At 71.6% G+C, this 19,499-nt stretch carries 22 protein-coding genes and 3 tRNA genes; 13 read left to right on the top strand and 12 right to left on the bottom strand.

Going from position 1 to position 19,499, the window contains the following annotated elements:
• Positions 1 to 50: 50 nt before the first annotated feature.
• A complete protein-coding gene (locus LCN96_RS47775) occupies positions 51 to 647 on the top strand; it encodes an HD domain-containing protein (RefSeq protein WP_225269023.1) in 597 nt (198 codons plus the stop codon).
• Positions 648 to 653: 6 nt separating this feature from the next.
• On the opposite strand, the gene LCN96_RS47770 is transcribed toward LCN96_RS47775, so the two are convergent.
• From LCN96_RS47770 to LCN96_RS47740, 7 genes are all read right to left on the bottom strand, one after another.
• A complete protein-coding gene (locus LCN96_RS47770) occupies positions 654 to 1,037 on the bottom strand; it encodes an antibiotic biosynthesis monooxygenase family protein (protein WP_225269022.1) in 384 nt (127 codons plus the stop codon).
• Positions 1,038 to 1,052: 15 nt separating this feature from the next.
• The gene (locus LCN96_RS47765; protein ID WP_225269021.1) at positions 1,053 to 1,640 is read right to left on the bottom strand and encodes an alkaline shock response membrane anchor protein AmaP; all 588 of its coding nucleotides are present in this window, start codon (positions 1,638 to 1,640) and stop codon (positions 1,053 to 1,055) included.
• A 92-nt stretch (positions 1,641 to 1,732) separates the two neighbouring features.
• The gene (locus tag LCN96_RS47760) at positions 1,733 to 2,422 is read right to left on the bottom strand and encodes a DUF6286 domain-containing protein (RefSeq protein ID WP_225269020.1); all 690 of its coding nucleotides are present in this window, start codon (positions 2,420 to 2,422) and stop codon (positions 1,733 to 1,735) included.
• On the bottom strand, positions 2,419 to 2,772 hold the full coding sequence (locus LCN96_RS47755) for an Asp23/Gls24 family envelope stress response protein (protein ID WP_225269019.1): 354 nt from the start codon (positions 2,770 to 2,772) through the stop codon (positions 2,419 to 2,421). Before LCN96_RS47755 ends, LCN96_RS47760 begins: the two co-directional genes overlap by 4 nt.
• On the bottom strand, positions 2,769 to 2,957 hold the full coding sequence (locus LCN96_RS47750) for a hypothetical protein (protein ID WP_225269018.1): 189 nt from the start codon (positions 2,955 to 2,957) through the stop codon (positions 2,769 to 2,771). Before LCN96_RS47750 ends, LCN96_RS47755 begins: the two co-directional genes overlap by 4 nt.
• Positions 2,954 to 3,343 (bottom strand): hypothetical protein, encoded by a 390-nt coding sequence (locus LCN96_RS47745; RefSeq protein ID WP_225269017.1) that lies wholly within the window; start codon positions 3,341 to 3,343, stop codon positions 2,954 to 2,956. The genes LCN96_RS47750 and LCN96_RS47745 overlap by 4 nt, the downstream gene beginning before the upstream one ends.
• Complete coding sequence (locus tag LCN96_RS47740; RefSeq protein ID WP_225269016.1) at positions 3,340 to 3,837, bottom strand: Asp23/Gls24 family envelope stress response protein; 498 nt, start codon at positions 3,835 to 3,837, stop codon at positions 3,340 to 3,342. The genes LCN96_RS47745 and LCN96_RS47740 overlap by 4 nt, the downstream gene beginning before the upstream one ends.
• A gap of 182 nt (positions 3,838 to 4,019) precedes the next feature.
• Here LCN96_RS47740 and LCN96_RS47735 point away from each other — a divergent pair, with 182 nt between their 5' ends.
• Together LCN96_RS47735 and gltX are read left to right on the top strand one after the other, a co-directional pair.
• On the top strand, positions 4,020 to 4,796 hold the full coding sequence (locus LCN96_RS47735; protein WP_225269015.1) for a fumarylacetoacetate hydrolase family protein: 777 nt from the start codon (positions 4,020 to 4,022) through the stop codon (positions 4,794 to 4,796).
• Positions 4,789 to 6,162: a glutamate--tRNA ligase gene (gltX, locus tag LCN96_RS47730; protein WP_225269014.1), complete on the top strand. Its 1,374-nt coding sequence runs from the start codon at positions 4,789 to 4,791 to the stop codon at positions 6,160 to 6,162. Before LCN96_RS47735 ends, gltX begins: the two co-directional genes overlap by 8 nt.
• On the opposite strand, the gene LCN96_RS47725 is transcribed toward gltX, so the two are convergent.
• A complete protein-coding gene (locus tag LCN96_RS47725; RefSeq protein WP_225269013.1) occupies positions 6,056 to 7,504 on the bottom strand; it encodes an MATE family efflux transporter in 1,449 nt (482 codons plus the stop codon). The genes gltX and LCN96_RS47725 overlap by 107 nt on opposite strands.
• A 54-nt stretch (positions 7,505 to 7,558) precedes the next feature.
• Between LCN96_RS47725 and LCN96_RS47720 the strand changes: the two genes are divergently transcribed.
• Both LCN96_RS47720 and LCN96_RS47715 read left to right on the top strand, forming a co-directional pair.
• Positions 7,559 to 8,104 (top strand): PadR family transcriptional regulator, encoded by a 546-nt coding sequence (locus LCN96_RS47720; protein WP_225269012.1) that lies wholly within the window; start codon positions 7,559 to 7,561, stop codon positions 8,102 to 8,104.
• 17 nt (positions 8,105 to 8,121) lie between these two features.
• Positions 8,122 to 8,955 carry an NmrA family NAD(P)-binding protein gene (locus tag LCN96_RS47715; RefSeq protein ID WP_225269011.1) on the top strand — a complete coding sequence of 278 codons (834 nt, stop codon included), beginning with the start codon at positions 8,122 to 8,124 and terminating at the stop codon, positions 8,953 to 8,955.
• Here the strand turns inward: LCN96_RS47715 and LCN96_RS47710 are convergent.
• Positions 8,933 to 10,903, bottom strand: a complete 1,971-nt coding sequence (locus LCN96_RS47710) for a M3 family metallopeptidase (protein WP_225269010.1) — start codon at positions 10,901 to 10,903, stop codon at positions 8,933 to 8,935. The two genes, LCN96_RS47715 and LCN96_RS47710, sit on opposite strands and share 23 nt — an antisense overlap.
• Before the next feature lie 164 nt (positions 10,904 to 11,067).
• Here LCN96_RS47710 and LCN96_RS47705 point away from each other — a divergent pair.
• Positions 11,068 to 11,139: transfer RNA gene (locus LCN96_RS47705), tRNA-Gln, on the top strand.
• Between the two features lie 40 nt (positions 11,140 to 11,179).
• Here the strand turns inward: LCN96_RS47705 and LCN96_RS47700 are convergent.
• Complete coding sequence (locus LCN96_RS47700) at positions 11,180 to 12,103, bottom strand: alpha/beta hydrolase (RefSeq protein ID WP_225269009.1); 924 nt, start codon at positions 12,101 to 12,103, stop codon at positions 11,180 to 11,182.
• A gap of 109 nt (positions 12,104 to 12,212) precedes the next feature.
• Between LCN96_RS47700 and LCN96_RS47695 the strand changes: the two genes are divergently transcribed.
• The 4 genes from LCN96_RS47695 to LCN96_RS47680 all read left to right on the top strand — a co-directional run bounded on the left by LCN96_RS47695 (position 12,213) and on the right by LCN96_RS47680 (position 14,423).
• Positions 12,213 to 13,538 (top strand): sensor histidine kinase, encoded by a 1,326-nt coding sequence (locus LCN96_RS47695; RefSeq protein WP_225269008.1) that lies wholly within the window; start codon positions 12,213 to 12,215, stop codon positions 13,536 to 13,538.
• Positions 13,539 to 13,550: 12 nt separating this feature from the next.
• Positions 13,551 to 14,162, top strand: coding sequence for a response regulator (locus tag LCN96_RS47690; protein ID WP_225269007.1), 612 nt, complete (start codon positions 13,551 to 13,553; stop codon positions 14,160 to 14,162).
• Positions 14,163 to 14,256: 94 nt separating this feature from the next.
• Positions 14,257 to 14,332, top strand: a tRNA-Glu gene (locus tag LCN96_RS47685).
• 18 nt (positions 14,333 to 14,350) lie between these two features.
• A tRNA-Glu gene (locus tag LCN96_RS47680) sits at positions 14,351 to 14,423 on the top strand.
• A 205-nt stretch (positions 14,424 to 14,628) separates the two neighbouring features.
• Here the strand turns inward: LCN96_RS47680 and LCN96_RS47675 are convergent.
• Together LCN96_RS47675 and LCN96_RS47670 are read right to left on the bottom strand one after the other, a co-directional pair.
• Complete coding sequence (locus LCN96_RS47675) at positions 14,629 to 16,347, bottom strand: hypothetical protein (RefSeq protein ID WP_225269006.1); 1,719 nt, start codon at positions 16,345 to 16,347, stop codon at positions 14,629 to 14,631.
• Positions 16,348 to 16,405: 58 nt separating this feature from the next.
• Positions 16,406 to 17,122 (bottom strand): IclR family transcriptional regulator, encoded by a 717-nt coding sequence (locus tag LCN96_RS47670; protein WP_043618626.1) that lies wholly within the window; start codon positions 17,120 to 17,122, stop codon positions 16,406 to 16,408.
• A gap of 62 nt (positions 17,123 to 17,184) precedes the next feature.
• Between LCN96_RS47670 and leuC the strand changes: the two genes are divergently transcribed.
• Genes leuC through LCN96_RS47655 form a run of 3 tightly spaced genes read left to right on the top strand, consistent with a single transcriptional unit; the run spans position 17,185 to position 19,403 of the window.
• On the top strand, positions 17,185 to 18,570 hold the full coding sequence (gene leuC, locus LCN96_RS47665) for a 3-isopropylmalate dehydratase large subunit (protein ID WP_225269005.1): 1,386 nt from the start codon (positions 17,185 to 17,187) through the stop codon (positions 18,568 to 18,570).
• Positions 18,571 to 18,585: 15 nt separating this feature from the next.
• Entirely contained in the window at positions 18,586 to 19,173 is a 588-nt protein-coding gene (gene leuD, locus LCN96_RS47660; RefSeq protein ID WP_225269004.1) for a 3-isopropylmalate dehydratase small subunit, read from the top strand.
• Positions 19,152 to 19,403, top strand: coding sequence for an SCO5555 family protein (locus tag LCN96_RS47655; RefSeq protein WP_225269003.1), 252 nt, complete (start codon positions 19,152 to 19,154; stop codon positions 19,401 to 19,403). Before leuD ends, LCN96_RS47655 begins: the two co-directional genes overlap by 22 nt.
• The last annotated feature ends 96 nt before the right edge of the window (positions 19,404 to 19,499 follow it).

The raw sequence follows: 19,499 nt of genomic DNA, 5'->3' as shown, positions 1-19,499 counted from the left end.
GTCAAGTTGCGTGCCCGATTCGTTAGCCGCCCGATGAGATGCTGGTGCCTGTGAGATACGACGACCTGGTGATCCCCGACACGCCCGCCGCCCGCGGCGCGCTCGAGGTGGCGACCCAGTACCACACGCCTTCGCTGCTCAACCACTCGATCCGCGCCTACCTGTGGGCGGCGGCCCACGCGCGGGCCAACGACATCGCGTTCGACGCGGAGCTGCTCTACGTGTCGGCCATGCTGCACGACATCGGGCTGGCGGCCGAGTTCGACAGCCACACCGTGCCGTACGAGGAGGCCGGCGGGCACGTGGCCTGGGCCTTCTGCGCCGGGGCCGGCTGGTCGCCCGAGCGGCGCCGGCGCGCCTGCGAGGTCGTCATCCGGCACATGTGGCCGGAGGTGCCCCTGGAGGAGGACCCGGAGGGGCACCTGCTGGAGCTGTCGACCGGCATGGACATCTCGGGCCGCCGCACCGACGAGATCCCCGCCGAGGTGCGGCGGGAGGTGCTGGAGCGGTACCCGCGGCTGGAGATCGCCAAGGAGTTCAGCGTCTGCGTCGCCGACCAGGGTGCGCGCAAGCCGTCGAGCTTCGCGGCGCGGTTCGTGCGCGACGGCATCGTCGACCGCATCATCCGCAACCCGCTCGACGGCTGAGCGGAGTCAGGCCTTGGGGCCGGTGCTCTCGGCGACCTCGAACGTCCACACCTCGGACCCCGTCGCCGCGGGCCCCTGCCCGTGACCGTGCCCCTGCCCGCCCTGCCCGCCCTGCCCGCCCTGCCCGCCCTGCCCGCCCTGGGCCGCCGCGGCGGCCTGCGCGTGGCCGCGCTGGAACGCCTGGCCCTGCTGCCACTTCTGGAAGTCCTCCTCCGAGCGCCAGCGCGTGTAGACGAGGTACCGCTCCGTGCCCTCCACCGGCCGCAGCAGCTCGAACCACTCGAACCCGTCGGCCGACTCCACCATCCCGGCGCGGTTGGCGAAGCGCCGTTCGAGCTCTTCCCGCATCTCGGCGGGCACGGTCAGCACGTTGATCTTCACGACGGACACAGAGGACCCCTCTCGTCAGCGCACGGTCCGGTGCGGCGAAGGTGAGGGCTCCAGGCTAACGCGGGCCACCGCCGGGACCCGATCCCGGTCCAGCGCGTCCCGTACGTGCGGCAGCGCCACCGTCGCCAGGTGCCTGCTCAGCTCCTCCATGGGCACCGACTCGTCGGCGACCACGCGCAGCCGTACCTCGGGGTGCGGCCCCACCAGGTGCGCGGCGGCGTGCAGGACGGCCGGGCTGGACTCCACGTCGGCGGCCACCGCCTGCGCCATCCCGGACTCCGACACCTCGGTGACGCCGGTCGGCCCGTCCTCGATGCGCAGCGTGCGCCGCGACTCCCTGCGTCCCTGGACGGACAGCCACCGCAGCGCCAGCACCGCCACGACCAGCGCGGCCAGGGCCAGCAGCCACCAGATCCACGGGCTGTTGCGCGCGAAGAAGGCGACCACGTTGCCGTCCACGAGCGTCGTGCGCGCGGCGGCCCAGTTCTGCGAGAACGCGCCGAGCCCGCGGGCCAGCGCCGACCCGCCCAGGATCACCAGCGCCAGCCCCACCAGCGCCAGCCCCCACCGGTTGCCCCGCCCGGTCTTCCTGTCCACTCTCATGGCTGCTCCCTGGCGTGCACGTCCGCTCTCACCGCTGCTCCCTGACGCTCGCGTCCGCTCTCACGGCTGCTCCCTGGCGTGCACGTCCGCTCTCACCGTTGCTCCCTGACATTCACGGACACCCGGTACGGCTCCACCAGGTCCAGCGCGGCCAGCCTGGACAGCACGGCGCCGCGCACGTCCTGCCCGAACCCGTCCACGTCCCGCCGGCACGTGGTCGGCGTGACGGCGACCGTGTGGCCGCGCAGCGTGGCACGGGCCGAACGCACGCCGGGCACCTGCTCGGCCGCGTGCGCCAGGGCCCGCGTGACGCTCCTCGGCCGCAGCCCGATCACCAGATCGGGGTCGCCGCTGCGGACGGGCACCAGCCGCGGCCGGCCAGGCACCAGCGCGATGGCCAGCAGCACCAGCCCGAGCAGCGCCGCGACGGCCGCGCCGAGCAGGACCCGCGGGTCCGACCACAGCGTGGTGCTCGCCCAGGCCAGCATGCGGTCGTACGGGATCCAGCGCAGCGGCCGCCCGGCCAGCGCCGAGACCGTCTCGGCGAGCACCAGCAGGCTCAGCAGCGCGAGCAGGGTGGCGACCACGATGGCGGGAATCCGCCGGTACGGCCGGAACGCCCGCACAGCGGCCCTGTCAGCGGCCCTGTCCGCGGCCCTGTCAGCGGCCTTGGTGTGAGTGGGCGCCCGGTACGCGCCCGACTGCTCGTCCACGCTGTCACCGGTCGCGCTGTCAGCGGCCTCCTCGGCGGTACTGAAACGCGGTGACTCAGGTGCTGTCATGGCAGGTCTCCGCCCACGTCGGTCATCGTGATGTCCAGGCGCGTGACGTTCAGGCCCGTCTGGGCGGCGACCCGGTCGATCACGTGCTGCCTGAGCCGGGCCGCCACGGCGTGCAGCGGTGACGGGTAGGCCACGCTCACGTTGAGCCGTACGACGGCCTGGTCCCCGTGCACCTCGCCGGCCGACGGCGTCCACGGCAGCCCGCGCGGCTGCACGTCGCGCACCTCGGGCACCTCGGCGGCGGCGACACAGGCGATCTTGCTGACCACCCGGTCGGCGACCTCCGTGCGCCCGCGCCGCTCGGGCGCGGGCAGGGGCGCGCGCCGCTGGGCGGGCACCGTCATCGTCATTTACGCCTCACGGACAGCCCGGACAGGTTGATCTCCCCGGTCTCGGCGATCCGCCCGACCAGGAAGCCGACCGCGCCCAGGACCAGGACGAGCAGGAACGTGCCCAGCCCGCCGAACGCCCCGGCCAGCGCGAGCACGATGCCGACGGCCATGCCGATGATCGGCATCCACTGGATGTTGTTCATGATCCCTCCACGATGATGTCGTCGATGCGCACGTGCACCGGGCGCTGCCCGGCCAGGTCCGCCACGGCCGCGCGCACCTCGTCGGCCGTCTGCGGCAGCGGGCGGTCCAGCGTGGCGACGATGGCGATCTCCACCTCGCGCTCGTCCGCGGACACGCCCATGAGGCGCTCGCCCGGCAGGTACGTGGCCACCGTGCCGAACGGCCCCCCGGACAGCCGCGCCACACCGTCGCAGGCCAGCACCCGATCGGCGAGCAACCGCGTCTCGGTGCCGGCACCGGAGCGGGCCTGCGTGGCGCTCGCCGGGCCACCCGGACCGGCGCCCGTCGCGTCGCCCGAGCCGGTGCTCGCCGCGTCGCCCGGGCCGGCCTGAGGGGCGGTTGTCATTGGACCCGGGGCTCCTGCTCCGAGTCCCCCCTCTGGCCGTCCTGCCCGCGGTCGCGGTCGCGGTCCTGGCCGGGCAGGTGCACGTCGTCCACCCGGATGTTGACCTCGGTCACCTCCAGGCCGCACATGCGCTCCACCGCGCCGATCACGTTCTTCCTGACAGCGGCCGCCAGGTCGGGGATCGCGGTGCCGTACTCGGCGACGAGGTCGAGGTCCACGGCCGCCTGCCGCTCACCCACCTCGACCGACACGCCCTGGGAGACGTTCCTGTCCCCGCCGACGATGCCTCGCATGCTGCCGAGTGCCCGTGCCGCGCCGCCGCCCATGGCGTGCACGCCGGACACCTCGCTGGCCGCCAGTCCGGCGATCTTGGCGACGACGCCGTCGTCGATGCTCGTGGTGCCCTTCTCCGTGACCAGCGAGGACGTGCTCTCCTGGGTCCTGGCCCGCGGCACGGTCCCCGTGGCGCCGGCCCCCGCGGGCCGATTGGACATCGTGTCCGACACGATCCGTCACCCCCTTCGGTGTCTGCTCCATGGGCGTAGATAACCGCTGCTACACCCCCGAAGCCCCTCAAAACGGACTCCGGGCCCAAAAATGGACAGCTCCTGACTCGCGCGGGGTGGCGCGCGAAAAACGTGACGGACCCCTCCGGCGGCGGCGATAGCCTTGTCAGGTGCGTATAGCGAGGTTCTCCACAGGCGAAGGCGTCTCGTTCGGCGTGGTCGAGGGCGGGCCCGGCGAGGAGTTCATCTCCGCGATCTCCGGCCATCCCTTCGGGCAGGTGCAGTTCACCGGCGAGCGGCTTCCGCTGTCCCAGGTGAAGCTGCTGGCCCCGATGCTGCCGAGCAAGGTGATCGCCATCGGCAGAAACTACGCCGAGCACGCGGCCGAGCTGGGCAACGAGGTGCCGGAAGAGCCCCTCATCTTCATGAAGCCGTCCACCACGGTGATCGGCCACGGCGAGAGCATCGCCTACCCCACGTCGCTGTCCGACCGCGTCGACTTCGAGGGCGAGCTGGCCGTGGTGATCGGCAGGCTCTGCCGCGAGGTGCCGGTCGAGCGGGTCAAGGACGTCATCTTCGGTTACACCTGCGCCAACGACGTGACCGCGCGCGACCTGCAGAAGAAGGACGTGCAGTTCACGCGGGCCAAGGGCTTCGACACGTTCTGCCCGCTCGGCCCGTGGATCCAGACCGATCTCGACGCGAGCGACCTGGCGCTGACGACCACGGTCAACGGCGAGATCCGGCAGAGCGGGCGCACCAGCCAGCTCATCAACGACATCCCCGCGCTGGTGGCCTACGTCAGCGCGGTCATGACGCTGATCCCCGGCGACGTCATCCTGACCGGCACGCCGGCGGGCGTCGGCCCGCTCGAGATCGGTGACGAGGTCAGCGTCGGCATCGAAGGCATCGGCACACTCACGAACAAGGTGGTCTCCCGTGACTGACGTACGGGTGCGGTTCGCCCCGTCTCCAACCGGCATGTTCCACGTGGGCAGCGCCCGCGCCGCGCTGTTCAACTGGGCTGTGGCGGAGCAGTCCAAGGGGCGGTTCATCCTGCGCATCGAAGACACCGATGCCACCCGCAACCGGCCGGAGTGGACCGAGGGCATCATCTCGGCGCTCGACTGGATCGGCATCAACGGCACCAACCCGGTGTTCGAGGGCCCCTACTTCCAGTCGGCCTACGAGCCGCAGCACCGCGAGGCCGTGGCCAAGCTGCTCGCCGACGGCAAGGCCTACTACTGCGACTGCACCCGCGAGCAGGTCCAGGAGCGTACGGGCTCCAAGGACAAGGGCTACGACGGCCACTGCCGCGAGCGCGGGCTCAGCGCCGGCGCGGTGCGCTTCCGCACGCCCGACGAGGGCGTCACGGTGGTGAACGACCTGGTGCGCGGCCGGGTGGAGTTCCCCAACAACGCCCAGGAGGACTTCGTCATCGCGCGCAGCGACGGCTCCCCCCTGTACGTGCTGGCCAACGCCGTCGACGACATCACGCAGGGCATCACCCACGTGGCCCGCGGCGAGGAGCACATGCCCAACGCCGCCAGGCAGGAGCTGCTCTGGCCCGCGCTGGGCGCGACCCCGCCGGTCTGGGCGCACCTGCCGGTGATCGTCAACGAGCAGCGCAAGAAGCTGTCCAAGCGGCGCGACAAGGTGGCGCTGGAGGACTACCGCGCCGAGGGCTACCTGCCTGAGGCGATGGTCAACTACCTGATGCTGCTCGGCTGGGGCCCCGGCGAGGACCGCGAGATCATGCCGTGGTCGGAGATGGTGCCGCTGTTCCGGTTCGAGGACGTCAACGCCTCCAACGCCTTCTTCGACGAGAAGAAGCTGCGGGCCTTCAACGGCGAGTACATCCGGGCGCTGCCGCTGGAGACCTTCGAGGAGCGCTGCGCGCCCTACCTCGACCCCTCCTGGGACCGCGAGCTGTTCAGCAAGGTCGCCGCGCTGGCGCAGACGCGCATCGCGGTGCTGTCGGAGATCCGGCAGAACGTCGACTTCCTCTTCCTGGAGGAGCCGGTCTTCGACCAGGCGTCGTGGGACAAGGCGATGAAGAACGCCGCCGAGGAGATCCTCACCGGCTACCTGGAGCGACTGGAGATCGTGAGCTGGGATCCCGAGTCGCTCAAGCAGGCGCTGGAGGAGGTCGGCACCGCCCACGGGCTCAAGCTCGGCAAGGCCCAGGCGCCGGTGCGGGTGGCGATCACCGGCCGGACGGTGGGTCTGCCGCTGTTCGAGTCGATCGAGGTGCTGGGGCGGGAGCGTGCTCAGGATCGCCTGCGCGCGGCTCTGGCGCGGCTGAAGGGCTGAGGTCCGGGGAAGGGCGCGTCGGCGCGGCTGAAGGGCTGAGGTCCGGGGAAGGGCGCGTCGGCGCGGCCGGAGGGCGGAGCCTCGCGGACGTGCCCGCGAGACTGACGGCGGCGCCCGTGGCCATCGACAGCCACACGCCCGTCAGGCCGAGCCACGCGCTCAGCACGTACGCGAGGGGCAACTGCACGGCGAAGCCCGCCAGGGTGGCGGCGAGCAGCCGGTTGCCCCGCCCGCTCGCCTGCAGCACCCCGCCCACGGCGATCAGCCCGCCGAACGGCACCAGGTAGAGCGCCATCCACCGCATGAACTCCACGGCCACCGCCGGATCGCCGGCGAACAACCCGGCGACCGGCACGGCCACCACGTTCAGCGCCACCGCGACCACCGCGCCGGACCCGAGCCCGAGCACCAGCGGCGACCTGACGGGCTCCGACCGGGCGGTGCGGATCATCGCCGCCTGCCGCAGCGCGTAGAACACCATCACCCCGGCCAGCATGACCTTCTGCCCGACCCCGTACCCGGCCACCGCCGTCGTCCCGAACCCGGCCACGATCTCCACCAGCGCCATCCCCACGAGGGCACGTGCCAGGAAATCACCGGACATGGGCAACCCGGTACGGATCACCTCGCCGGCCATCGCCCGCCCGCCGCCGCCCGTCCCGCGCCCGGCCTGACCGGAGCCGCCCGGCTCGCTCGTGCCCCGGCCGAGGGCAGCCGGCTCGCTCGCGGCCGGACCGCCGTTCGCCGCCTCCCGCAGCCGCGTCACGGTCCGCAGCGCGATCGCCAGCGTGACCCCCCGCGCGATCACCGTGGCCACCGCCGCCCCCTGCACCCCCATCTCCAGCCCGTAGATGAACAGCGGATCCAGGACGACCACGAGCACGTTGCAGATGATGGCGTGCCGCATGGGCCGTTTGGTGTCCCCCAGCCCCTTCAGCACCCCGTCCACCACCGTCTGGGCGAAGTACACCGGCAGCCCGCCCAGCGAGATCAGGAAGAAGTCCGCGGTCAGCGCCGGCGAGTCGGTGAACAGCGCCGCCAGCGGCTCCCGCAGCAGCACCCCCGGCACCGCCACGCCCACCGAGAAGACCGCCCACAGGACCCAGCCCGTCCTGATCACCGGCCCCAGCGGGGCGCGCCCGTCACGCCGCCCGACCAGCACCGTCACCCCGGTGGGCACGGCCAGGAAGAGCCCGTAGGCCAGGTACTCGGCGGTGGTGCCCACGGTGACGGCCGCGATCGCCGCCTCGCCCAGCCCCGACACCCAGAGCAGGTCGATCACGCCGACCGCGACCACCGCGGTGAGCAGCTCCACGTAGATGGGCAACGCCAGCCTGATCATCGATACCTCGCTTCGCTATACATCGATTAGAGGTATAGCGTTACGATGCGCCCCATGGCAAGCGGCGCCGACCTCGCTCTCACGATCCTGGGCTTCCTCAACGAGCGGCCCATGCACGGCTACGAGCTCAAGTCCCGCCTGACCTCGCTGACCGGCCACCTGCGGCCGGTCAGCGACGGCGCGCTCTACCCGGCGATCGCCAGGCTGGAGGCCAAGGGCCTGGTCGAGCGGCACGAGGAGGCGGGGGCGGCGGCCGCGCGCAGGCAGGTGCTGACGATCACGCAGGCCGGCCGCGAGGAGTTGCTGCGGCGGCTGCGCGAGCCCGCCGACCTCGACATCAGCGACCAGGCGCGGTTCTTCGCGCTGCTGGCGTTCCTGTCGGCGCTGCCCGACCCGGCCGACCAGGTCAAGGTGCTGAGCCGCAGGCTGGCCTTCCTGGAGGCGCCCGCGAGCTTCTTCCACGAGGGCGGCCGGCCGGTCAGGGCGCGCGACGAGCCCGACCCCTACCGCCGCGGCATGCTGCTGATCGCCCGCGCCTCCAGCCAGGCGGAGAAAGAATGGCTACGCCAGCGAATCGCGGAACTGAACGTGCCGCATTAGTGCCTAACGTCGCCGGTATGACTTACTTGGTGACCGGAGCCACAGGCTCCGTGGGCAGGCACGTCGTCGCGCACCTCCTCGACGCGGGACACCGCGTGCGCGCCCTGACACGTGACCTGGCCAGGGCCAAGCTGCCCGAAGGGGTCGAGGTGGTGCGGGGCGATCTCAGCCGGACCGAGAGCATCGTGCCCGCGCTGAAGGGCGTCGAGGGCGTGCACCTCATCGACGCCGCCGACTCCGCGTACGCGCCGCTGCAGAACGGCGCGGAGCTGGTCGAGGCGGTACGGGCGGCGGGGGTGAGCAAGGTCACGCTGCTCAGCGGCTGGTCGCCCGGCACGCTGGAGGCCGCCGTGACCGGCAGCGACCTGGCCTGGACCTACGTGCAGCCGACCGAGTTCATGGCCAACGCCCTGGCGTGGGCCGAGCCCGTACGGACGAAGGGGTTGATCGAGGAGCCGTTCGCGGCCACCAGGACGGCGATGGTGCACGAGGCCGACATCGGCGCGGTGATCGCCACCGCCCTCACCGAGGACGGCCACGCGGGCCACTCCTACGGCCTCACCGGCCCCGAGCTGCTCGACGTGCCCGCCAAGGTGCGGATCCTGTCGGAGGCGATCGGCCGCGAGATCGCCTTCCGCGAGCTGACCGTGGACGAGATGCGCGAGCGCTACCGGGCCGAGGGCGTGCCCGAGCAGCTGATCGAGTTCCAGATCCAGGTCTTCGGCAACGTGCCGGAGGGCGCCTACCAGGTCACAGCCACGGTCGAGCAGGTGACGGGGCGCCCACCGCGCACGTTCGCGCAGTGGGCGGCCGAGCACGCCGAGTGGTTCAGTCCAGGCCGCGGCGCTTGAGCAGCGGCTGGATGCTGGGCTCGCGCCCGCGGAAGTTGCGGAAGGCGGTCAGCGGGTCGAGGCTGCCGCCCCTGGACAGCAGCTCGCGCCGGAAGTGGTCGCCGTTGGCCCGGGTGAGGCCGCCGTTCTCCTTGAACCACTCCACGCTCTCGGCGTCGAGCACCTCGCTCCAGATGTAGGAGTAGTAGCCCGCGCTGTAGCCGCCGGAGAAGACGTGCGCGAAGTAGTTGGTCCGGTAACGCGGCCTGACCAGCGCGAACGCGATCCCGGCAGCCTCCAGCGCGGCCAGCTCGAACGCCTCGGGGTCGGTCACGGTCTCGCCGGGCGCCAGCTTGTGCCAGGCCCAGTCGAGCAGCGTGGCCGCGAGGTACTCGACGGTCTTGAATCCCTGGTTGAACTTCTCGGCCGCCGTAAGCTTCTCCACCAGCTCGGCCGGCATCGGCTCGCCCGTCTCGTGGTGCTTGGCGTAGTTGGCCAGCACCTCGGGCCAGGTCACCCACATCTCGTTGACCTGCGACGGGTACTCGACGAAGTCGCGGGGCACGCTGGTGCCCGAGACGCGCGGGAAGCGCACCTGGGAGAAGAGCCCGTGCAGCGCGTGCCCGAACTCGTGGAAGGCGGTGTTCACCTCGTCGTAGGTCAGCAGCGTCGGCCCCGAGGCCGGCTTGGTGACGTTGAGGTTGTTCATCACCACAGGCCGCTGCCCGAACAGGAACGACTGGTCGACCAGGTTGTTCATCCACGCCCCGCCGCGCTTGCTCGGCCTGGCGTAGGGGTCGAGCACGAACAGCCCCAGCGGGCCGCCGTCCTCGTCGGAGACCTCGAACACGGTCACGTCGGGGTGGTAACCGCCCAGCTCGGGCCGCTCGGCGAAGGTGATCCCGTACAGCTTGGTGGCCGCGTAGAAGACGCCGTCGCGGTAGACCCGGTTCAGCTCGAAGTACGGGCGCATGGCCGCGCCGTCGAAGTCGTAGCGGGCCTGGCGCACCTTCTCGGAGTAGTACGACCAGTCCCACGGCTCGATCGGGAACCCGGCCTGCTCCGCCAGCGCCTCGGCCTCCCGCTCGGCGTTGCGCACGGCGGGCCCGACGAGCTGGCCGAGCATCTCCTCGACCGCCTCGACGGTCTTGGCCGTCTGGTCGGCCACCGTGTAGGCCGCGTGGGTGGGGAACCCGAGCAGCGCCGCCCGCTCCGCCCGCAGCGCCGCCATCCTGGCCGCCACCTCGAAGTTGCCGGGGGCCCGGCCGACGCTCAGCTCGTACAGGCGGCGGCGCACGTCGCGGTCGGTGAGCTGGGCCAGGCCGGGCTGGCAGGTGAAGTTGAGCAGCGGCAGCACGTACGTGCCGTCGTCCTGGCGCAGCGACTCGATCTTGGCCTCGTCGAAGCCGTCGAGCTCCTTCGGGTCCGTCACCACCAGGGCCGACTCCGTGGAAGCCTTGAGCAGGCTCTGCGCGAACTGCGTGGAGAGCTTCGACAGCTCCTCGTTGAGCGCGCGCAGGCGGTCCTGGTCCGGCTCGGACAGGTCGGCCCCGGCCCTGATGAAGTCGTCGCGGTACTTCTCCAGCAGCCACGACTCCTCGGCGTCCGCCGTGGAGACCTGCTTGATCCTGGCCCACAGCGCCCGGTTCAGCCGGATCGCGTCGCTGTGCCGGGTGAGCTGCGGGGAGATCTGCTTCTCGATCTCCATGATGCCGTCGGTCGTGTTGGACGCGGCGATGCTGAAGAAGACCGTGGCCGTGCGGTCGAGGATCCGGCCCGACCGTTCGAGCGCGGCGATCGTGTTCTCGAACGTCGGGGTCTCGGTGCTGCTCGCGATCGCCTCGACCTCGGCGAGCTGCTCCGCCATGCCGCGCTCGAACGCCGGCAGGTAGTGCTCCTCACGGATGTCCGCGAAGGGCGGCAGCTCGTACGGCAGGTCGCTTGGGGCGAAGAACGGATTCTCGGCCAACGCTCGGGCTCCTCCACGTGGTGTTTTGTCCCCTTCAGCTTGGCACGATCGGGCCACTGGTGGGGGCCGCGGAGGGCGGGTCGGCTAATCGTTTTGGTCTTAGCCCCCGAGCTGGGCTATTCTTTCGGACGTCGCCAACGCGCTCCGCAAGGAGATCGCAGCGGTGGGGTATGGTGTAATTGGCAGCACGACTGATTCTGGTTCAGTTAGTCTAGGTTCGAGTCCTGGTACCCCAGCATTTGCAAACGGATGTCTCCTCAGGAGATGTCCGTTTTTTCATTTCGCGAGCCCGTCCAGGATTTTCGTGATCTTCCCATAGGCGCCGCGGGTCGGCGCGTGCGGCGTACGCACCGTGAAGACCTCGAACCTGTTGCCCGGCGTCGCCTCGTCCGCCTCCCTGATCATGCGGTCCTGCAGCGCGGGCGGGATCACCCGGTCCAGCGACTGCCGCACGTACACGCGCCGCACCCGTCCCCAGGCGTCCTTGCGGCCCCTGGCGTCCGCGCTCGACACCTCCAGGCTCTCGTCCGGCAGCGACGCGTTCAGCAGCGCCAGGAACTCGCCCTCCGTGCCCTCGGCCATGAACGCCGCCTTCGCCGCGTCCAGGAACTTCGCGTCGTTCGTGCGCCAGTTCACCCTGATCGCCTTGAGCACCCGCGGATCGCCGACGACGCCCGGCAGGATGCTCGCCGCCAGGCTCGTCTTACCTTCCGGCGTCTCCAGGTACTCGGCGGGGGAGCGCAGCTTCGTGCAGCAGTACGCGCCGATGTAGACCAGGCGGTCGATCAGGTCGGGCACCGCGTCGGCCGCCTTGGTGATGGTGGAGCCGCCCAGGCTGCCGCCCACGAGGATCACCGGGCCGTAGCGGGAGACCCGGCGCACCACGTCCACCGTGGCCTCGACGTAGTCGTCCAGCGTCACGCCCGCCATGGGGGAGGGGAGCGTGGCCAGCTTCGCCAGGTCCTGGGGGGCCTGGTAGGCGCGGTGGAGCTGGTTCTCCGGGCCGTGGCCCGGCAGGCTCACGCCGACGGTGCGGTGGCCGCGCAGCGCCAGCTCGTTGTCGCCGCTGGCCGTGCCGTTCGAGCCGGTCACGAAGACGAACGTGGTCACTTCCTTACCCTTGGGCAGGGAGACGGCGGTGGCTCCCGCGCCGGCGACGGCGGCGAGCTGGAAGGCGGTTCTGCGGGTGAGATCGGTCATGTCTCGATGGTCGCCTTGAGCGGGGGCCGGCCACATCGACCGTCGGGGTGGAGAAGCGGTTGACGGCGGCCATCCACCGATCGGTTGACGGCGTGCCAGGCTTGGGGGCATGAGCTGGGTGGACGGGCGTGAGAGGTGGGTGTACGCGGGGCTGGCGTACGCGCTGCTCGCGATCTCGGTGGTCCTGGCGGCGAGCCAGGACGCGGGCGCCTGGCCGGGCGCGATCCTGCCCGAGGGCGTGGGCGGCGCGGGCGGCCCGGACGGCGCGGACGGCGCGGGCGGCGCGGGCGGCGCGGACGGCGCGGGCGGCGCGGGCGGCGCGGCGGGCGGTGGCTGGGGTGCGGGTGTCGTCGCGCTGTGGGCGGCGGTGCCGTGGCCGCCGCTGGCCCTGGTGGCGGCCGGGTGGCTCGCCCCCATCCCGTGGCTCCACCCCCGCCGCGACACCCGCAGGGCGCTCGTCGTCGCCCACTACCTCATCCTCCTGATCCTCGCCGCCGCCCTGGCCACCAGGAGCCAGGCTTTCGTGGTGTTCGCCTCGACCGGCTACCCCCTGGCCATCGCGCTGCTCCCCGGCCGCCTCGTCATGGCCGGCGTCACGCTCACCGCGCTGATCAACGTCACCAGCCAGGCAGGCCCGGAGGCCGGGACGACCCTGCTCACCGTCATCGCCGGCGTGGCCGTGCCGCTGGTCCTGGCCGGCTGGTACGTCTCCGCCGAGCACGACAGGCGCCGCCGCCTGGTCGAGCGCCTGCGCGCGGCCATGGACGAGAACGCCGAGCTGAACGCCAGGCTCCTGGGCCAGGCCCGCCGGGCGGGCGTGCTCGACGAGCGGCACCGGGTGGCCGGCGAGATCCACGACACGCTCGCGCAGGACCTGGTCGCGCTGATCGGCCAGCTCTCCGCCGCCGGCCGCGCCCAGGGCGAGGACGCCCGCCGCCACCTCGACCGGGCGGCCGAGCTGGCCCGCCGCGGCCTGTCCGAGACCCGCAGATCCGTACGGGCGCTGCGGCCCGAGCCGCTGGAGGACGCGGAGCTGCCGGACGCGCTCGGTCACATGGCCGAGTCGTGGGCGCAGGCGGCCGGCGTGGACCTGCGGTTCGAGGTCACCGGCACCCCGGTCGCCGTGGCCGCCGAGGTGGAGGCGGCGCTGTTCCGGGTCGCTCAGGAAGCCCTGGCGAACGTGGCGAAGCACGCCAATGCCACCAGGACGGGCCTCACTCTGTCGTACACGGACGAAGCCATCCTCCTCGACGTCCGAGACGACGGGACGGGCTTCGACCCGCAGCGGCCCTCTGACGGCTTCGGGCTGGACGGCATGCGGCAGCGGGTGCGCGGCGTGGGCGGCACCCTGGAGGTCGAGTCCGGGCCCGGCCGGGGCACGGCCGTCGCCGCCGCCGTCCCGGCCCTGCCCGCGGCCCCCGCCCGTACCGAATGAGAGGCTGACCCGATGCCAGTGCGGTTGCTGATCGCCGACGACCATCCGATCGTGCGTGACGGCCTGCGGGCGGCGCTCGGCGGCGAGCCCGACCTGGAGATCGTCGGCGAGGCGGCCGACGGTGAGGAGGCCGTGCGGCTGGCCGCGGAGCTGGCCCCCGACCTCGTCCTCATGGACCTGCGCATGCCGGGCCTCGACGGGGTGAGCGCCATTCGGCTGCTGAGCGGCACGGGGCCGCGGGTGCTGGTGCTGACCACGTTCGACACCGACGTGCTGCCGGCGCTCGAAGCGGGCGCGAGCGGTTACCTGCTCAAGGACGCCCCGCCGGACGAGCTGGTCCGCGCCGTGCGGGCCACCCACCGCGGTGAGACCGTGCTCGCCCCGGCGGTGGCGGGTCGGCTGGCGGAGCACCTGCGCAGGCCCGCCAGGGGGCAGCTGAGCAAGCGGGAGCTGGAGGTGCTGCGGCTGGTGGCCGGCGGAGCCACCAACAAGGAGGCGGCGGCCGGCCTGTTCATCAGCGAGGCCAGCGTCAAGACGCACCTGCTGCACGTCTACGCCAAGCTCGACGTGCGCGACCGCGCCTCCGCCGTCGCCGAGGCCTACCGCAGGGGGCTGCTGGGTTGATCAGATGGGCGGATAAGCGGTTTGGTGTGGTCTTCCGGGTGCGGTAGAGTTACCTGCGTTGCCGGGGAGGCCCGGCACAGCAGCTTGTGGGCAAGGTCCCGTCGTCTAGTGGCCCAGGACGCCGCCCTCTCAAGGCGGTAGCGCCGGTTCGAATCCGGTCGGGACTACCACTGCCACAAGCCCGCTAAGGTCCCGTCGTCTAGTGGCCCAGGACGCCGCCCTCTCAAGGCGGTAGCGCCGGTTCGAATCCGGTCGGGACTACGCCTTCTTCTCCGAAGAAGGCGTTTTTGTTTTTACGGCAAGCGGTGGGCGACGCCACCCGCCGTTCCCAGCTGATCCCCGTCCAGGGGAACGCTCCTCCGGCTCACCGGCTGACCGCCGTTACGCGCGCACTCTCGACCGGCTGAGTGCCCTCCCGAACGACCGCGCCCCCGCCGTCCGACAGCGGGGGCGCGTTTCTGTGACGTCAGACCGAGCGGGCCTTGAACAGCGCCCGCCTGGCCGCCTTGGCGACCTGCTTGTCCGGGTGCACCTGCGAGATGAGGTCGAGAAGCTCCTCCACGTGCGCGTGAGGGATCTTCCAGATGACCTCCAGCAGCTCGTTGACCATCTCGGGCCCGATGTCGCGCAGGCTGCTCACGAACTCCGAGCGCCCCAGCCCCGCCGAGATCGTCCACATGTCGAGGATCAGCCAGTGCGTGTCCTCCTGAGTCGGCTCCGGCGCGCCCTCCACCCCGAGCTGGCTCAGGTGGGTGGCCGCGTACGGGCGCAGCGACGGCTGCTTGAGCGCCGCCTGCCAGGCCGGGACGGCGGCCTCGCCCAGGGTGCCGACGACGCTGGCCGCCTGCACCCTGATCAGGGCGTCACTGTCGTCCTCAGCCGCCGCCTCCAGCAGCTCCTCGGCCGCCTTGGCGGGCTCCCTGAGCTGCATCCAGGCCGCGAACTCGGCGTCGGCCTCCTCCTCCGGCAGCTCGGCGCTCAGTGCGAGCAGCTCGTGGGCGCTCATGGACTCGATGGCCGGCCGGGCGTCGACCTCGATGTCGGCGTCGTCGATGAGATGGACGACGCCCTCGGTGCCGAGCGGCGTGAGGCGGACCGTGGAGCCGTCGTCGCCGTCGAGCTCCACCATGCCGTAGCCGATCAGCCAGTCGAGCGCGGGCGCCAGCGGGTCGCCCGCCGCCTCCCACGCGTCGGAGCCCAGCTCGTCGAGGTCGGCGGCGGCGTCGGCGAGGTCCTGCGCCAGCTCGGCGCGCCCGCGGGAGCCCCCCGCCAGCAGCAGCCGGATGAGCAGGCCCCGCGTCAGGCCCGCCAGGGCCATGGTGAGGTCCTCGTCCTCCAGCTCGGGGTCGCCGTAGTCGACCGAGTGGAGCCCGAGCATCCAGGCGTCGAGCACGTCCTCGTCGTCGTCGAACGGCCACTCTGCCGTGTCGTCCTGGACCGCGACTGTGCCGGCCTCGCCAGGCTCGAGGAACTCGAGGTCGACCGCGAGGTTCCAGATGTTCCACAGCTGGGGGACGGCCTCGGCGACGGGCCCCTCCGTCTCCGGCCTGGGCAGGCCGACGGCGGCCAGGGCCTGCTCGACCTCGGCGTCGGTGAGCAGCGTCTCCTCGCCCACCTTGCGGCCCGAGCCCACCCACACGGCCAGATCGCGGGCCTTGGCGACCAGCGGCGCCTGGCGGGCCGCCTCCGCCAGCTCCGAGTCGGGTCGCAGCCTGATCGTGTCGAGCTCGGCCAGCTCGTCGGCGAACGGCTCGAAATCGCCCAGGTCGCCGGCCTCTTCCTCCTCCTCGTCGCCTTCGGTGTCGTCGAGCAGCTCCTCCATGAGATCGACGAACTCGTCCTCGACGTCATCCAGCTCGGCCTGCAGATCGGCGAGGCTGTCGGAGCCCTGGTTCAGCCGGCCGGTCTGGGAGAGGAACGTCAGGTACGCGTCGACGGCGGGCAGCATCCCGTCGGCGGCGGCGTCGGGATCCTCCACGACCTTGGGCATGCGGTCGAGCAGCAGGTTACGCAGGTCGGCACGCTTCCACGTGCCGAGGTCCTGCGAGAAGGCGAGACGGTGCCACAGTGCGGCGGGCCCCACGAGCTCGGGGTCGCTCCCAGGGGCGTTCGCGCGCGCCCACATGATGAACTCTTCGAGCAGGGGTCGCAGCTCAGTGGCGGCTACCTCGATGCGATCTGTCACGCACTCAGGCTAGTGCGCCGGGGAGGCAGTCGGCTCCCCAAATACATCCTTTTCCCGATCATGACGTGCGGCGCATCGCCTCCGTGATGCGTTCGGCGGCCGCCATGACGGGCACCGCGTGGAGCCTTCCAGGCGCCCGGGTGAGCCGTTCGATGGGCCCGGAGACGGACACGGCCGCGATCACCTTGCCGCCGCTGCCCCTTATCGGCGCCGAGACGCTGGCCACCCCCTGCTCCCGCTCGCCCACGCTGTGGGCCCAGCCGCGCCGGCGCACGGAGGCCAGCGTGGCGGCGGTGAACTTGGCGCCGCGCAACCCGCGGTGCAGCCGGTCGGGCTCCTCCCAGGCCAGCAGGATCTGCGCCGCCGAACCCGCCGTCATGGGCAGCGCGGAGCCCACGGGAACGGTGTCACGCAGACCGCTGGCACGCTCGGCCGCCGCCACGCAGACCCGTTCATCACCTTGGCGGCGGTAGAGTTGCGCACTCTCCCCGGTCAGGTCCCTGAGCTGCATCAACACGGGTGCGGCCACCGCCAGCAGCCGGTCCTCGCCGGCCGCGGTGGACAACTCCGACAGCCGCGGGCCGAGCACGAACCGGCCCTGCGTGTCACGACTCACGATGCGGTGGTGCTCCAGGGCGACGGCCAGCCGGTGGGCAGTGGGGCGGGCCAGGCCGGTGGCCTGGACGAGCTGAGCCAGTGAAGCGGGTCCCGCTTCCAGGGCATTGAGTACAAGAACTGCCTTGTCGAGTACTCCGACTCCGCTAGAGTTGTCCATACACCGATACTGCAGTCTCGACATATGAGAAAGCAAGTCGGAGGATTCTCAAGGAGGAGATCATGGGCCGCACACTGGCCGAGAAGGTCTGGGAGCAACACGTAGTCCGTCGCGCGGAGGGCGAGCCGGACCTGCTCTATATCGACCTGCACCTCATCCACGAGGTGACCAGCCCGCAGGCGTTCGACGGGCTCCGTCTCGCCGGCCGGAAGGTGCGACGGCCCGATCTCACCATCGCCACCGAGGACCACAACGTCCCGACCGTGCTCGGCCCGATCTCCGACCCGGTCTCGAAGACACAGGTCGAGACGCTGCGCAAGAACGCCGCGGAGTTCGGCATCCGGCTGCATCCGATGGGCGACGCCGGTCAGGGCGTGGTGCACATCATCGGCCCGCAGTTCGGCCTGACCCAGCCCGGCATGACGATCGTGTGTGGCGACTCTCACACCTCCACGCACGGCGCGTTCGGCGGCATCGCGTTCGGCATCGGCACCTCCGAGGTCGAGCACGTGCTGGCCACGCAGACGCTGCCCGCCTACCGGCCCAAGACGATGGCCATCGAGGTCTCCGGCGAGCTGCCGGTCGGCGTCACGGCCAAGGATCTGATCCTGGCCATCATCGCCAAGATCGGCACCGGCGGCGGCCAGGGCTACATCGTCGAGTACCGCGGTGAGGCCGTGCGCAAGCTCTCCATGGAGGGCCGCATGACGGTCTGCAACATGTCGATCGAGGCGGGCGCCCGCGCCGGCATGATCGCGCCGGACGAGACCACGTTCGCCTACCTCAAGGGTCGCAAGCACGCCCCGCAGGGCGAGGCGTGGGACCAGGCGGTGGCGTACTGGAAGTCGCTGCGCACCGACGACGACGCCGTGTTCGACAAGGTCGTGGAGATCGACGCCTCGACGCTGACCCCGTTCGTCACCTGGGGCACGAATCCGGGGCAGGGCCTGCCGCTGGGCGAGAGCGTCCCGAGCCCCGAGTCGTTCGACGACCCGGTCGCCCGCTCGGCCGCCGAGCGGGCGCTGGAGTACATGGGCCTGACCGCCGGCACGCCGCTGCGCGAGATCGAGGTCGACACCGTGTTCGTCGGCTCGTGCACCAACGGCCGCATCGAGGACCTGCGCTCGGCCGCCGAGATCCTGCGCGGGCGCCAGGTCAGGACGCGCACGCTCATCGTGCCCGGCTCGATGATGGTCAAGAAGCAGGCCGAGGAGGAGGGCCTGGACGAGGTGTTCAAGGCCGCCGGCGCCGAGTGGCGCGAGGCCGGCTGCTCGATGTGCCTGGGCATGAACCCCGACACCCTCAAGCCCGGCGAGCGCAGCGCCTCCACCTCCAACCGCAACTTCGAGGGCCGCCAGGGCAAGGGTGGCCGCACCCACCTGGTGTCGCCGCAGGTCGCCGCCGCGACCGCCGTCACCGGCCGCCTGACCGCGCCCGCCGACCTGTAAGGGAGACCACGTTCCATGGAAGCCTTCACCACCCACACCGGTACGGCGGTGCCGCTGCGCCGCAGCAACGTCGACACCGACCAGATCATCCCGGCCGTCTGGCTCAAGCAGGTCAGCCGCACCGGGTTCGAGAAGGGCCTGTTCGCCGCCTGGCGCGAGGACCCGACGTTCGTCCTGAACGACCCCTCCTACGAGGGCGGCTCGATCCTGGTCTCCGGCCCCGACTTCGGCACCGGCTCCTCCCGCGAGCACGCCGTGTGGGCACTGCAGCAGTACGGGTTCCGCGTCGTGATCGCCGCCCGCTTCGGCGACATCTTCCGCAACAACTCCACCAAGATGGGCCTGCTGCCGGTCGTCCTGCCCGGCGACCAGGTCGAGGCCCTGCAGGCGGCCGTCGAGGCGGACCCGAAGCTGGAAGTGACCGTCGACCTGGCCGAACGCCAGGTGCGGTGGGCCGGCGAGTCCGTGCCCTTCGAGATCGACGACTACACCCGCTGGCGGCTGATGGAGGGCCTCGACGACATCGGGCTGACCCTGCGTCACGCCGACGAGGTGGCCACGTACGAGAATGGTCGGCAGCCATGGCTGCCGACGACCGTCTAGAGGACGACGAACTGGCGCGGCGGTTGCGCGATGCGCACCGCCGCGTCCGCATGCTGCCCGCCGCCGTCAAGGAGCGCAGCGCGCGCCGCTATCTGTCGATCTGCGACCTCGCCAAGCGGGATCCGGAAAGGGCGGCCGCCCGCCTTGAGGCGTTTCTGGAGGCGCTGGAGGAGCTCCATCCCGAGGCGCCCGACACGCCACGCGAGGGGGAAAACACGCTGGGTGATTGAGTTCCCCCGCGATCCCGCCTACTTTCGAGCGCGTAAGGGGTTTCTACGTCGAAGTCGTGAGCTGGAACCCCGTGCCGTGACTGGGGGAGCAGGACT

It is taken from the genome of Nonomuraea gerenzanensis (genome assembly GCF_020215645.1).
In the GTDB taxonomy this organism is placed as follows: Bacteria; Actinomycetota; Actinomycetes; order Streptosporangiales; family Streptosporangiaceae; genus Nonomuraea; species Nonomuraea gerenzanensis.
The sequence above is the reverse complement of the archived record's forward strand: the minus strand, read 5'-3'. Positions and strand labels throughout refer to the sequence as shown.

Excerpts from the sequence above, each read along its gene's own strand:
- LCN96_RS47690 (WP_225269007.1), top strand. The coding sequence starts at position 13,551 with ATGCCAGTGCGGTTGCTGATCGCCGACGACCATCCGATCGTGCGTGAC.
- LCN96_RS47745 (WP_225269017.1), bottom strand. The coding sequence starts at position 3,343 with ATGACAACCGCCCCTCAGGCCGGCCCGGGCGACGCGGCGAGCACCGGC.
- LCN96_RS47755 (WP_225269019.1), bottom strand. The coding sequence starts at position 2,772 with ATGACGATGACGGTGCCCGCCCAGCGGCGCGCGCCCCTGCCCGCGCCC.
- leuC (WP_225269005.1), top strand. The coding sequence starts at position 17,185 with ATGGGCCGCACACTGGCCGAGAAGGTCTGGGAGCAACACGTAGTCCGT.
- LCN96_RS47740 (WP_225269016.1), bottom strand. The coding sequence starts at position 3,837 with ATGTCCAATCGGCCCGCGGGGGCCGGCGCCACGGGGACCGTGCCGCGG.
- LCN96_RS47765 (WP_225269021.1), bottom strand. The coding sequence starts at position 1,640 with ATGAGAGTGGACAGGAAGACCGGGCGGGGCAACCGGTGGGGGCTGGCG.
- LCN96_RS47695 (WP_225269008.1), top strand. The coding sequence starts at position 12,213 with ATGAGCTGGGTGGACGGGCGTGAGAGGTGGGTGTACGCGGGGCTGGCG.
- LCN96_RS47655 (WP_225269003.1), top strand. The coding sequence starts at position 19,152 with ATGGCTGCCGACGACCGTCTAGAGGACGACGAACTGGCGCGGCGGTTG.
- LCN96_RS47720 (WP_225269012.1), top strand. The coding sequence starts at position 7,559 with ATGGCAAGCGGCGCCGACCTCGCTCTCACGATCCTGGGCTTCCTCAAC.
- LCN96_RS47725 (WP_225269013.1), bottom strand. The coding sequence starts at position 7,504 with ATGATCAGGCTGGCGTTGCCCATCTACGTGGAGCTGCTCACCGCGGTG.
- LCN96_RS47700 (WP_225269009.1), bottom strand. The coding sequence starts at position 12,103 with ATGACCGATCTCACCCGCAGAACCGCCTTCCAGCTCGCCGCCGTCGCC.
- leuD (WP_225269004.1), top strand. The coding sequence starts at position 18,586 with ATGGAAGCCTTCACCACCCACACCGGTACGGCGGTGCCGCTGCGCCGC.
- LCN96_RS47750 (WP_225269018.1), bottom strand. The coding sequence starts at position 2,957 with ATGAACAACATCCAGTGGATGCCGATCATCGGCATGGCCGTCGGCATC.
- LCN96_RS47760 (WP_225269020.1), bottom strand. The coding sequence starts at position 2,422 with ATGACAGCACCTGAGTCACCGCGTTTCAGTACCGCCGAGGAGGCCGCT.
- LCN96_RS47715 (WP_225269011.1), top strand. The coding sequence starts at position 8,122 with ATGACTTACTTGGTGACCGGAGCCACAGGCTCCGTGGGCAGGCACGTC.
- LCN96_RS47670 (WP_043618626.1), bottom strand. The coding sequence starts at position 17,122 with ATGGACAACTCTAGCGGAGTCGGAGTACTCGACAAGGCAGTTCTTGTA.